The 12,638-nt window shown below is 75.7% G+C and carries 10 protein-coding genes; 4 read left to right on the top strand and 6 right to left on the bottom strand.

Annotation, left to right across the window (positions count from 1 at the left end; genetic code table 11):
* The first annotated feature begins 2 nt into the window (after positions 1–2).
* The 4 genes from EBO36_RS15250 to EBO36_RS04760 are packed head-to-tail and all read left to right on the top strand — an operon-like array spanning position 3 to position 5,578.
* Positions 3–797 carry an energy-coupling factor transporter transmembrane component T gene (locus tag EBO36_RS15250; RefSeq protein ID WP_164471348.1) on the top strand — a complete coding sequence of 265 codons (795 nt, stop codon included), beginning with the start codon at positions 3–5 and terminating at the stop codon, positions 795–797.
* Positions 794–1,651 (top strand): energy-coupling factor ABC transporter ATP-binding protein, encoded by an 858-nt coding sequence (locus EBO36_RS04770; protein WP_122823602.1) that lies wholly within the window; start codon positions 794–796, stop codon positions 1,649–1,651. The genes EBO36_RS15250 and EBO36_RS04770 overlap by 4 nt, the downstream gene beginning before the upstream one ends.
* A gap of 2 nt (positions 1,652–1,653) precedes the next feature.
* The gene (locus EBO36_RS04765) at positions 1,654–2,514 is read left to right on the top strand and encodes an energy-coupling factor ABC transporter ATP-binding protein (RefSeq protein WP_122823601.1); all 861 of its coding nucleotides are present in this window, start codon (positions 1,654–1,656) and stop codon (positions 2,512–2,514) included.
* Between the two features lie 34 nt (positions 2,515–2,548).
* Positions 2,549–5,578: an AfsR/SARP family transcriptional regulator gene (locus EBO36_RS04760; protein WP_122823600.1), complete on the top strand. Its 3,030-nt coding sequence runs from the start codon at positions 2,549–2,551 to the stop codon at positions 5,576–5,578.
* Here EBO36_RS04760 and EBO36_RS04755 read toward each other — a convergent pair.
* Genes EBO36_RS04755 through EBO36_RS04730 form a run of 6 tightly spaced genes read right to left on the bottom strand, consistent with a single transcriptional unit; the run spans position 5,499 to position 12,633 of the window.
* Positions 5,499–7,085, bottom strand: a complete 1,587-nt coding sequence (locus tag EBO36_RS04755) for a zinc ribbon domain-containing protein (protein WP_122823599.1) — start codon at positions 7,083–7,085, stop codon at positions 5,499–5,501. The two genes, EBO36_RS04760 and EBO36_RS04755, sit on opposite strands and share 80 nt — an antisense overlap.
* Complete coding sequence (locus EBO36_RS04750) at positions 7,069–7,629, bottom strand: phage tail protein I (protein ID WP_244925359.1); 561 nt, start codon at positions 7,627–7,629, stop codon at positions 7,069–7,071. Before EBO36_RS04750 ends, EBO36_RS04755 begins: the two co-directional genes overlap by 17 nt.
* The gene (locus tag EBO36_RS04745; protein WP_122823597.1) at positions 7,626–9,575 is read right to left on the bottom strand and encodes a putative baseplate assembly protein; all 1,950 of its coding nucleotides are present in this window, start codon (positions 9,573–9,575) and stop codon (positions 7,626–7,628) included. Before EBO36_RS04745 ends, EBO36_RS04750 begins: the two co-directional genes overlap by 4 nt.
* A gap of 4 nt (positions 9,576–9,579) precedes the next feature.
* On the bottom strand, positions 9,580–9,987 hold the full coding sequence (locus EBO36_RS04740; protein WP_122823596.1) for a GPW/gp25 family protein: 408 nt from the start codon (positions 9,985–9,987) through the stop codon (positions 9,580–9,582).
* Between the two features lie 11 nt (positions 9,988–9,998).
* On the bottom strand, positions 9,999–11,834 hold the full coding sequence (locus tag EBO36_RS04735) for a VgrG-related protein (RefSeq protein WP_122823595.1): 1,836 nt from the start codon (positions 11,832–11,834) through the stop codon (positions 9,999–10,001).
* Complete coding sequence (locus EBO36_RS04730; RefSeq protein ID WP_122823594.1) at positions 11,824–12,633, bottom strand: CIS tube protein; 810 nt, start codon at positions 12,631–12,633, stop codon at positions 11,824–11,826. The genes EBO36_RS04735 and EBO36_RS04730 overlap by 11 nt, the downstream gene beginning before the upstream one ends.
* Positions 12,634–12,638 lie beyond the last annotated feature (5 nt).

Below are 12,638 nucleotides of genomic sequence, written 5' to 3'. Positions count from 1 at the left end.
CCGTGGGCCCGTCCGCGCCCGCGGTACCGAGCCCCGCCCCGGGTGTCACGCTCGTCCGCTCCGGCAACGCGGTGCGGGACCTCAACCCGACGACGTGGGCGGTCGCCGCCCTCGTCCTCGCCGTCGTCTCCCAGCTGTGGCCGCTCACGTCGGTGGCCGTCGCCGTCGGCCTCTGTGCACTGCTCGCCGCCGTCGCCGGCCGCCTCGGGCCGTTCCTGCGGGGGTGGGCCGGCACCGTCCTCCTGCTCTCCGCCGTCATCGTGGCGATGCAGCTCCTCTTCATCTCCGGCCCCACCGAGGTCTTCCGCTGGGGCATCCTCACCGGTACCCGCGAGGGGTTCGAGCGCGGGCTCTCCTTCGCCGGCCGGATCATGGGGGTCGGCACGCCGCTGGTGCTCCTCGTCCAGGTCCTCGACGGCCACCGCGTCCGGCTCGAGCTCGAGCGCCGTCGGGTCCCGCCCCAGGCGGTGTACGTCGTCGTCGCCGCGCTCCACCTCATCCCCGTCATGAGCCGCCAGCAGGCCGCGATCCTCGACGCACAGCGGGCGCGCGGGGTGGAGACCGACGCCAACTGGTTCGTCCGGGCCCGCGCCTTCCTGCCCACCCTCATCCCGCTCATCCTCAGCTCCATCCTCGGCGTGGAGGAGAAGGCCCTCGCGCTCGAGTCGCGCGCGTTCACCGTCCGCGGCCCGCGCACCTCCCTGTACGCCGTCACCGACTCCGGCCTCGACCGTGCGCTCCGCTGGGCACTGGCCGCCGCGCTCGTCGGCGCCCTCGTCGTGAGGATTGCCTGGTGAGCGCCGACGCCGTCGAGGTCACGGGCCTCACCTACACCTACCCCACCGCCGAGGAGCCGAGCCTGCGGGACGTCTCGCTGCGGGTGCCGACGGGGACGATGTGCGCCGTCGTCGGGGCGAACGGCGCCGGCAAGACGACTCTGTGCCACGCGCTGCGGGGCTTCGTGCCGAACTTCTACAAGGGCGAGCTCACCGGGTCCGTGCGCGTGCTCGGCACGGACCTCGCCGAGACCGACGGCGACGACCTCGCCCGCACCGTCGGGTACGTCTTCGCCAACCCGTTCACCCAGATGAGCGGCATCACCTCCACCGTCTTCGACGAGCTGGCGTTCGGGCTCGGCAACCTGGGGGTACCACCCCTGGAGATCCGCGAGCGCGTGGAGGAGATGCTCGAGCGCGCCCGCCTCACGGAGCTGCGGGACCGACACCCGTTCCAGCTCTCCGGCGGGCAGCAGCAGCGCGTGGCGCTGGCGTCGGTGCTCGTCATGAACCAGCCGCTGCTCGTCATCGACGAGCCCACCAGCCAGCTGGACCCGCAGTCGACGGACGAGGTGTTCACGCTCATCACCCAGGCCCGCGACGCGGGCCGCACCATCGTCCTCGTGGAGCACGCCATGGAGCACGTCGCCGAGCACGCCGATCTCGTCGTCGTCCTCGACGCCGGTCGGGTGGTCGCCACCGGCACGCCGGCCGAGATCTTCCCCGACCCCGCCACCGCCGCGCACGGCGTGCGCGTACCCGAGGCGGTCCGGCTCACCGGCGAGCTGCGTCAGCGGGGGGTCGACGTCCCCGGGGCGCCGCTGACCATCCCCGCGCTGGCTGCGGCGCTCGGGCCGACCCGGGCGGGGCAGTGAGCATGGCCCTCGTCGAGCTCGACGACGTCTCCTACGTCTACCCCGGGGGCGTCCGCGCCGTCGACGGGGTGAGCCTCGCCGTGGGGGCCGGGGAGTCCGTCGCCATCATCGGCCAGAACGGCGCGGGCAAGACGACGACCGTGAAGTGCATGAACGCGCTGCTGCGCCCAAGCTCCGGGACGGTGCGCATCGCCGGCGAGGACACCCGGCGCCGCACGGCGGCACAGGTCGCGCGGAGCGTCGGCTACGTGTTCCAGAACCCTGACGACCAGATCTTCCAGCCCAGCGTCGCCAAGGAGATCGGCTACGGGCTGCGGCGCCTGCGCCTGGGCGCCGACGAGACGCAAGCGCGCGTCCAGGCGGCCGCCGACCTCGCCGGCCTGGGCGAGGCGCTCGACGAGAACCCGCACGACCTGCCGCTGTCCGTGCGCAAGTTCGTCACCATCGCGTCCGTCGTCGCCCTGGACTGCCCGGTGATGGTCTTCGACGAGCCCACGGCCGGTCAGGACCTCGCCGGGCTCGAGCGGATCGCCACGCTGCTCGACCGGATGCGCGAGGGCGGCAAGGCCGTCGTGACGATCACCCACGACATGGATTTCGTCGCCGCGAACGTCGAGCGGGTGGTCGTCATGGCCCGTGGCCGGGTGGTCACCGACGGGCCCGCGGCGAGGATCTTCGCCGACCGGGCGGCCATGGACGCGGCGCGCCTCGCCCAGCCGGCGGTGGCCGAGCTCGCGGCGCGCCTCGGCGTGCCCGACGTCGGCCTCGACGTCGGCGCTCTCGCGGACCGCCTGCGGCCTCACCGGGGCCCTGGCGCGTACCGCGACCCGGAAGGCTCGTTCCGATCGCCACCGCTTGGCTAGGATTTGAGCCCTTCGTGGCGCTAAGGGGGCAGCCATGGACGCGGACCCACCCCTCGTACGGGGAGATGCCACGCTCCCGCGCGCCGTCGTCGCCGTCCCCACCGTCGCGGGGCTGGACCGGCCGCGGTTGCGCGCGGCACTGGACCCCGTGCGGACGAGGCGGATCGGGCTCCTCGTGGGCGCGCCCGGCACGGGCAAGACGACGCTCGCCGCGCAGTGGGCCGCCACTCTCGACATCCCCGCCGCGTGGTGCCGGCTGCAGGCGGGAGCCGCCGTGCCAGGCCGGCTCGTCCAGTGGCTATGGCAGGCCGTGGCCCCGTGGCTCGACGGGCCGGTGGACGAGCCGCCGGCGGACGTCAGCGAGCTGGTGCTACGCCTCGAGACCCGGCGCGATGCCCTCCTGCTCGTCGTCGACGACCTCCACACCATCGCCGGCACGACGGCCGAGGCCGACCTCGAGCAGGTCCTCGTCCTCGCCCCGCCGGCGCTGAGGGTCCTCGTCGCCTCGCGACAGATGCCGCCCTTCAACCTCGCCCGCTCGGAGCTGCCGCCCCCGGTCGTCGTCACCGGGGACGACCTGCGCTTCCGCACGTGGGAGGTCGAGCGGCTCTTCCGGCACATCCACCACGCCCCGATCGCCCCGGGGGACGTCGCCGCCCTCGCCCGGTACACCCAGGGGTGGGCGGCAGCCCTCCAGCTGTTCCACCTGTCGACCCTCGGCGCACACCCCGCCGAGCGCCGACGCGCGATCCACGCCCTCGCCGGACGGTCCCGGTACGCGCAGGACTACCTCTCGGCCCAGGTGCTCGCCGGCCTGCCCCGCGAGACCCGGGACTTCCTGCGGCGCACGTGCGTCTTCGACATCCTCACCGCCGACCGGTGCGACGCCCTGCTCGGCACCGACGACGCGCAACGGACCCTCCACGAGCTCGAGCGGCGCCAGGCGCTGACGACGAGCGCCGACGGCGGGGAGAGCTTCAGCTACCACGAGGTGCTGCGGCGTCACCTCGAGACGGCGCTCCGCGAGGAGCTGGGCCCCGCCCGGAGCCGTGCGTGGTACCAGCGGGCGGCGCTGGTGCTCGAGGAGGAAGGCGCCGTCGCCGAGGCGCTGCGCGCCCGGTGCCGGGCGGAGGACTGGGAGGGCGTCCAGCGCCTCCTCGGGGAGTTCGGCGGCCGGATCCTCGGCGTGGGGGGCGCCGGCGGGGACAACCGCTGGGCCGCGATGCTGCCCGCCTGGCTCACCGAGTCGGACCCGTGGTGCCGCCTGGCGGAGGCCCGCCGGCTCCTCGCGGACGGCCAGCTGGACGCCGCGGACGCGGCGTCCCGCCAGGCGGAGGCGCAGTTCACCGACCCCGCAGCGCGCGCGCTGTGCCAGGACGTACGCCGGTCCGTCGCCACCTGGCGCGGCGGGCCTCCGCCGCCCCGGCCCCGGTGGGGTGACCTGCTGCGGGCCGCCACGCGCCACGACCCGTTGGCCGCGGCGCGGGCGGCGCACGAGTCCCCCGATCCCCGGGCGGTGATGACCGAGGGCCTCGCCCTCGTCCTCGCCGGCGACCAGCTCAACGGCCGCCGCGTCCTCGCGCGGGCGGCGGCCGAGTCCCCCGAGGTACCGCAGGCGGCACTGGCCGCCGAGCTGGTCCTGGTGACGCTCAGCGGCCTGGCCCGCGGCCCCGAGCACGGCTCCGGGCCGTTCGACCGGGTCCAGGTGGAAGCCGATCACCTGGGCATGACGTGGCTGGCCCGGCTCGCGCACGGCCTCGCGCTGGCCATCGGGGGGCACCGGGCGCGCGCGGAGGTCGCGGCGGTCGTCGCCGACCTCGAGCGGCGAGGGGACCGGTGGGCGGCCGCGCTCGTTGAGGCCACCGGCGTGCTCGCCGCCCTGCGCAGCGGCCGGGCGGAGCCGGACGCGCTCGAGGCGCTCGTCTGCCGGTCCCGAGAGCTCGACGCCGGCGTGCTGGAGGCGTGGGCCCGCGCCATCGGCGCCCTGGAGGGAGCGATCCTCGGGCTCCCGGACGCGGAGGCGACGGCGCGGGCGGCGGAGGCTGCCGCACGGGGTGCGGGGGTCCCCGGTGCCTCCGCGTTCGCGTACGCCGCGCTGGCCGCCACGAGCCCACGGAACCGCACCGAGCTCCTCACGCTGGCCCGGTCGACGGCCGGTGCCATCGGGCTGGGCTGCCGGCCGTGGGCCTGGGTGCCGAGCACGACGGTGTGGTCGCAGGAGGACACCGGGCCGCCCTCCCCCACGGCGCCGACGCCGGGGGCCCCGACGATGGAGCTCACCTGCTTCGGGGGGTTCCACCTCGTCGTCGACGCCCGCGTCGTCACCCTCGCCGCGGTCCGCCCGCGAGCGCGCGCCGCCCTGAAGTTCCTCGCGGTGCACGCGGGGCGCCCCGTCCACCGGGAGATCCTCGCCGACGCCCTGTGGGGCGACCTCCACCCGGACGCCGCGATGCACAACCTCCAGGTGAGCCTCTCCAGCCTGCGCCAGGCGCTCGAGCCGGGTGTCCCCGGCCGGCACAGCCGGCTCATCGTCCGCGACGGCGAGGCGTACACCCTCACCCTGCCGCCCGGCGCGCGCTGCGACGTCGTCGACTTCGAGCAGGCGCTCGCCGACACGGCGCGGGCCGACCGTGCAGGCGACGCCCCCGCCGCGGCGGCGGCGCTGCACCGGGCGGTCGCGGCCTACCGCGGGGACCTCTTCCCTGAGGAGGGGCCCGCCGAGTGGGTCGTCGGCTTCCGTGAGCGCTTCCGGTCCCGGGCCGCCGAGGCCGCGGCGACGCTCGCCGAGCGTGAGCTCGCGCGGGGCGACACGGCCGCCGCCGTCGCGGCCGCCCAACGCAGCACGGAGATCGACGAGTACCGCGACGATGCCTGGCGGGTGCTCATCGCCGCCCTGCGACGGGCCGGGGAGCCGGCGGCCGCCCAGCGCGCGATCCGGTCCTACGGGCGGGTCCTGTCCGCCCTGGGGATCGCCGACCCGGGCCTCACGCCCGCCCGCGGAACTCCACCTCGGCCAGTGCGACGGGAACCTCGGGCGTCGCCCCGTACGCCGAGAGGATCGTGACGCGGACGGCCTCGACGTCGTCGACCCCTCCCACGGAGACGGTCTGCGCGCCGCCCGTGTCCTCGAGCCGGACGTTGCGGACGACCGGTTCGGTGCCACCGGTGGTGTGCATCTCGAGCCGGATGTCCGCGGGGCGGCCCTCGGTGCGCCGCACCTCCTCGTCGTCGGAGTTGCCGGAGGTGACGAGCACGTGGACGAGGCGGAACGGCTCGTCGAACGCAAACTGCACCCACTCCCCCGCGGCCGCCTCCCCCAGCGGGGCCGGCGCCCACGACCGGTCGACGACGCCGTCGCGGGCCTGGGTGGCGAGCCGCCCCTCGGCCTCGCTGGAGAAGCCCACCTCGTGGAGCGGGACAACCTCGGTGTCCCCCGAGATGCGGTCGAGGGCCGCGGCGTAGCCGTCGGCGATCCGGTCGCGGAAGACCCACCCACCGCCGACCAGCAGCGCGAGGACCACGAGCGTGGTGACCAGCCCGGTGGGGAAGCGCCGGCGGCGGCGGGACCGCGGGCGGGTCCCGGCAGCGGGGCCCGGCCTCCGGTCGGGCCGGAGCATCCGCCGCCACCAGGACCGCTGGGCCTGGACGGGCGCGTCCGCGAGGCTGGCGCCGCACCGCCGGCAGAACTTCCGGGTCGGCACGTTCCCGGCCGCGCAGCTGCCGCAGATGAGGTCACCGGGAGCGGGCGGGGGTTCGTCCGCCACCGGGGGTGGCACGCGTCGCCGCGGCGCGGGTGCCCCCGGGCGGACCGCGGCGGGCTTGCGCGGGCCGGCCCCGGCTGAGGGGCGGGACGGACCGGGGGCCGGGCGGGAGGGACCGGGGGCCGGGCGGGTCGCGCCCGGGGTGGTGACGCCGGGGGTGGTGACGGCGGGCGTCGTGACGGCGCCACCGCCGCCGTCGGGCGCGGTGGTGGCAGCCGCCCCCGTCGCGGCGGTGGTCGCGCTCTCCGGTGTCGCGTCCGAGCGGGGCGTGCGCGCACCGGCGACGTCCCGCGCGGCTCCGGCCACCTGACGCGCGGACGTGACGCCCGAGGTGTCGATGCCCGCCCGGCCGGCCAGGTCCCGCAGGAGGTGCGAGCCACCCGAGCGCTTGGCGCCCCCGGCCGCCCCGGTGACGCGGGCCGCGTGCCCGCCCGTGGCCCGGTCGGCCGCCGCGGCGAGAGCGCCCGCCGCGACGCCCGCCGCACCGGCGCCGGCCGCGCCCCGCGCGGGCGAGGACCCGGCCGCGGGCACCTCGGCGCCCAGGCCGTCCGTGGGGTCGGACCCGGACGCGTCGGCGTCGGCGTCGGCGTCGGCGTCGGCGTCGGCGTCGGCGTCGGACCCAGCGGCGTCGTCCGGCTCGGACGCAACGGCGTCGTCGGGCTCGGACGCCGTGGGCGCGGGCATGCCGGGCGCCGCCGCGTCCGCGGGCGCCGGCGCCTCGCCGTCCGCCCACTCGAGGTAGCTGCCGCAGTTCCCGCAGAAGAGCTCGCCCGCCTCGTTGGGCGTGCCGCACTCAGGACAGGTCTGCATGGGAAGCCTCCACGATCTCCAGGGTGTGTGGGACGTGGGCCGGCTTGACCCCCGACACGACCGCCTCGGCCCGCCGGCGGTCGACCGCGCCGGCGTCCGGGACCACGACGCGCACGGTGAGGTGCGACCGGGCGGTGCCAGGCAGATCGCCCCCGGTCGCCGCCGACCACACGCTGCCGCCGGTGTCCGTCACCTCGACCTGCCCGCCGATCGAGAGCCGCACGGCGGCGGCCACGCCGGCGAGGGTGCCCCGGCGCCGGTGCAGCGCCGCCGCACCGGCGATGATCTCCCGGCGGCGCTCGTCGGACCACGACTCGTCGACCTCGATGCCCACCCACTCGGCGAGCCAGAGGAGGAAGTCCGGCGGGGCGAGCGCGGGATCGACGTAGGCGTCCAGGCCGTCGAGAGTGGCGAAGATCGGGGCGAGCGCCTCGTCGAAGGCGACGACGAAACGCTGGAGGAAGTCGTCCTCCTGGTAGACGGCGGGCAGCTGCTGCGCGACGGGTGCCGCGCTCGCCAGGCCTGGCACGATCCCGCGCATCATCGGCTCCCGCTGACGCGTACCTGGTGCCGGAACGAGAAGGCGAGCGCGTGGGGGTCGAGGTCGATCCGCTGGACCGGGTCACCGCGGCGGCCCGTGATGGGGTCGGCGCCGAAGATCTTCACGTCCTCGACGATCTCCGTCCCGGTGAGCGCCTGGAGGACGGCGAAGACCTCGCCCGCCTGCACGGGCCGGCCGAACGGCCACCCCTCACCGTCGGGCCCGCCGGTGAGGGGGTCGAAGTAGCGGTTGAGCGCCCGGACGGCCTCGCGCTCGAGGAGCGTGGCGTCGCTCCGCGCGCGGGCGGTGAGGCGGGCGACGACGGTGACCCCCTGGTAGAACGGCGGCTCCACGAGGACGCGAGCGCCGACCGGCCGCCGCTCGTCGAGGTACTCGGCGATCGCCGCGAGGGAGATCGGCGACGGGATGAGGTCCTCGAAACGCAGCTGGGCGTCCTCGTCCGGCACCGCCGCGGGCACGACGAGCAGGCGCACCCCGCCGGCGTCCTCGGGGGCGCTGGCGGGCACGCAGCGCACGCGGGTGATCCCCGGTGCAGCCCGGCGGGCGAGCTGCTCGTAGTCCTCCGCCGTGATGGCCCGGTCGCGGGTGCGCAGGGCCAGCGGTCCCCGCTCCCTCGCCTCGGCCACGGTCTCGCCCGCCACCCCGCCGAGGGCCGGGCGGCGGTTCTCGACCCGGTCCACCGTGGCCACCGACGTCCGCAGGACGCTGACCGCCCCGGCGGCGACGTTGCCGTCCACCCCGCCGCCGGTGCGGTACACCGGCACGCGCAGCGGCGCTCCCTTCGGCGGGACCGCCCCGTAGTGGCGCAGGGTGCCGTCCGGCTGCCGCACCGCCGGCGGGAAGTGAATCTCCCCCCGGGTCCGGTCGAGCCGGACGACGTGGTCCTCCGGCCCGGACCCGGCGAACGAGTCCACCTCGGTCCACGGCTCCCACCCCGCACCCCCGGCGACGTCGACGACGAACGGCGGGCCGCCGGCGACGACCGGCACGCGCTGGAGCACGAAGACCTGCCCGGGCACCCCCTCGGACAGCCCCACGACCTCGTCGAGGACCGTCTCGGAGTGGGTCGCGGGCACGGTGCCGCCGATGGTGAAGGCGCTCGCCGCGCTGATCGTCGGGGACGCACTGTAGGTCGGGTACCCCTCGTCCGGCTCGATCACCCGGCAGCGCAGCCACCCCGCCCGGCGGTGGTCGATGACGGAGGCGGAGTGCGTCGCCGGCACGTGGAGGACGAGGTCGCCGGCCCGGTTGAGCCCGCCGGTCCCGTCGCTGTCGACCTCGCAGGGCGCCCAGTCCGTGCCGGTCCACGCCTCCCAGGCGAGCGGCGGGTTCCGGGGGTCGACGCCCACGCCCTGGACGTCGCTGTCGATCCGCAGGACGACGACGCACGACGGCGCGGCGTCGTCGAGCCCGAGGAGCAGGACGTCGCCCGGGAGGGGCGGGGACGTGAAGCAGGCGAACCGGTCACCGGTGCGCAGCGGCTCGGCGCGGTCCACCGGGTCGCCGTCGACCGCCTGCGTCACCACGTGGACGAGTGACCGCGGCGAGATGGTGAGGGCGCGCGAGGTGACGAACACGACCGCCTCCTCGGTGTCCGTGCGCACCGTCGCCGCCTCCGCGAGCTCGGGGATGGTCACCGGCTCCGGCTGCGGGGCGGAGAGCCAGTAGGTGAGGTGCGCCGCGGCCGCCGTCGGCGGGTGGAGCCGGACGCCGAGGAGGTCGAGGAAGGTGATGTAGAGCCGGTCGGGGACGCGGTTGAGCCGGTAGGAGAGCTGGTCGACCATGAAGGCGAAGGTCTCGATGAGCGTGACGCCCGGGTCGGAGACGTTGTGGTCGCTCCACTCCGGGCAGGTGTTCTGGACCCGGCGCTTGGCGTCGTCGACGAGGTCCTGGAACCGGCGGTCGTCGAGGTTCGGGGCGGGCAGCATCGCCTCAGCCACCTCCTTCGTGCTGGGGGATGACGTAGAACGGGAAGACGAGGTTGCGGGGGTCGTTCGTGCCCCGGACGCTGTAGGCGACGTCGATGAGGAGCACGCCCTCGTCGACGGCGTCGAAGCGGACCGTCACGCCGTGGAGGTCGATGCGCGGCTCCCACCGCTCGAGCGAGACGCGGACGGCGTAGGCGATGTCCCCCGCGGTGGAGGCGTCGGCCGGGGCGAAGACGTAGTCGTGGACGGCGCACCCGAACTCCGGGCGCATCGGCCGCTCGCCGGGGGAGGTGGCGAGGATGAGGCGGATGCTCTCCTCGATCTCGCGCTCCTGGGTCACCAGGGCGATGCGCCCGGTCTGGTCGGCGCGCAGCGGGAAGGCCCAGCCGGCGCCGATGAACTCCTGACCCATGCCGTCCCTCCTCAGTTGATCCGGACCAGGGCGCCACGGATCGTCGTCGTGGCGTTCGCGGCGAGCTCCGCCGTCGCGTTCGCGCTGACCTTGACCGTGGCGCCGGTGACCTCCACCGCCGTGCTCCCCTCGACCGCGACCTTCATCCCCTTGAGGGTGAGCGCGGACGTCGCCTCGAGCGTGACGTTCTTCCCCCGCACGGCGACGTCCCCGGTGCTGGTGGACACCGAGACGTTCTTCTCCGCGGTGACGGACACGTCGGCCTTCGCGGTGACGGTGACCGGTCCGCCGGAGACGATCTCGATGGCCTTGTCCGCCTTCTGCACGAGCGTGATCCGCTGGCCGTCGGCCGTGCGCAGCGTGAGCTTCTCCTCGCCGGGCTTCTCGAGCATCTCCACCACGAGCCCGGTGCGCGAGACCCAGGCCCGGCGGATCACGGCCCCGTCCGTCTGGCCGACGTGCTCGGACCAGGCGGCCGTGGGGGCGTCCTTGCCGTTGTAGAGGCCGCCGAGGACGTACGGCTCCTGGAAGTCGCCCTGCCCGAACGCGACGAGGACCTCGTCCCCCACCTCGGGCAGGACGACGGCGCCCCGGCCCTTGCCCGCCCCCGCCTGGACCGTGCGCGCCCACCAGCTCTCGTACTGGTTGTCGAGGACCGGGAAGGTGATCCGGACCCGCCCGAGATTCTCGGGGTCCCTCAGGTTGGTCACCACGCCGGTGAGCACGCCGGGGATCCGGGCCGACGTCTGCTGCCGGCCGCCCCCGAGGACCCCGTAGGTGGAGCGGTCCGAGCCCCCGGCCACGGTGAAGGACGTGCGGTACCCGAGGTCGGGGTCGAGCTCGTGGTGCACGGAGCTGAGGAGGTACTTGCCGTCGACGAACGCGCCGGCGCCGCGCAGCGTCACCGCGGTGCCCGCGTGGAGGTGGGGGTTGCCGCGCACCACCCCGTCGAGCTCGGCGAAGCCGGCCGCCCGCCGTTCCGCGAGGGGGGCGGTGCGGGCATCGACGTGGTCCATCGTCCCGACCGCGGACACCGGCTCCACGTGGGTGCGCCCGCCCACCGTGGCGGCGAGCGTCTTCGGCGTCGTGGAGCCGAGCACGGCGCCCGCCGTCGCCGTGGGGGCCGTGGCGACGAGGGCCTTCTTCGCCGTGACGTCCCAGCCGCGCACCTCGACGCCCGGGACCTGGCCGGTGCCCGTGACGGTCGCGCGCAGCGCCAGGAGGTTGACACCCGCCTCGATGACGGCCGTGCTCTGCCGGGCGCCCCCGGTGGGTGCGCGGGCGGCGTCGCCGGGTCGGGCGAACCGCAGGGTCCTCCCCTGGACGCTGATGACGGCCCCCACGGTGTCCGCCAGGCGGTGGAGGAAGTCCCAGTCGGTGAGGCCGTCCTGGGCGAGGTGGGTGAACTTCGGCCCGATGGCCTGCGTCTCACCGACCATGCCGACCTCGCCCGCGATGACCCTGACGATGTCGCTCGCCGTCATGTCGGGGAACGCCCGTACCCGCGAGGCGCCGTGGAGGCGATGGGTGCGGTCGAGGCCGCGCACGACGGTGAAGGCGCCCTCCGGGCCGATGTCCCGCTCGATGGCGGTGATCTCCGCGTCGATGAGGGGCGTGGGCCCGCCGGACCCGCTCGACTGCACGGACACCGTCATGGGCGCGCCCATCCTCGCCCCGAGGGCGGTGAGGACGCGGTCGTGCGGGTCGCTGAACCGCAGGACCGCGAGGGCGGGCAGGTGCCGGCTCTCGTCCACCTCCACGGCGACGAGCGTCGCGGCGACGTCGGGGTTCATCGGTGTGCCGGCGACCGTCACCACCGGCGTGTGGGCGTACTCCTCACCGGGCACGGGCCACCTCCGCCGCGCGTGGCGCGCCCGCGGCCCCGGCCGGGCCCAGCTCGCTGAGTGCGGGCACGAGCACCGTGCTGCCGGGCCGCAGCCGGAACGGGTTGTCCAGGCCGTTGGCGTCCGCGAGTGCGCGCCACAGCGCCGGGTCGCCGTACTCGCGGTAGGCGATCCCCGCCAGGGTGTCGCCCTCGACGAGCGTGTGGACCCGGCGTGGCACCGGGCTGCCAGACGTGGGGTTCTGCCGGGGGGCCTCCCCCGCCAGCTCCGACAGCGTGACGGTGCACACCGCGCGGATGGGGACGCCACTGGAGGTGAAGAGCGTGTACTTGGCCTGGACGCTGCCGATGTAGGCGAGGAACCCGGTGAGCCCGCCCCAGCGGAAGAGCACCCACGGTGGGGAGTCCTTCTTCTGGTCGTGGGAGGCCGACGTCGGCACGCAGCAGGCGAACAGCCGGTCCACGCGCTTGACGACGCTGTCGTCCTGGGTGCTGGAGGCGTCGAAGAACATCTCCAGGGCGAGCGTCGAGGGCTGGGGGCCGTTGTACTGCGGCGGGCCGCTGCGCTGGTTTCCGGTCCCCGTCTGGCGGGCCCAGCTCGCCGCCTTCGCGAGGGTGAGCTCGCGGGGGTTGAACTGGAACTCGATACGGTCCAGCGCCGGCCCCGGCTTGGCGAGCGAGCCGTCCGCCGAGGGCTCGTAGAGCTGGAGGTACGCGTGCTCGAGCTTGGGACGGGAGCTGCCCGACGCGGCGGCGACCTTGCCGGCGCCGGCGGCCTCGAATCCCACGGGCGAGGGGGTCATGGCGG

Source organism: Georgenia faecalis, from assembly GCF_003710105.1.
Classification (GTDB): Bacteria; Actinomycetota; Actinomycetes; order Actinomycetales; family Actinomycetaceae; genus Georgenia_A; species Georgenia_A faecalis.
Note: the sequence above shows the minus strand (reverse complement) of the source record. Positions and strands in the feature narration are given on the sequence as shown.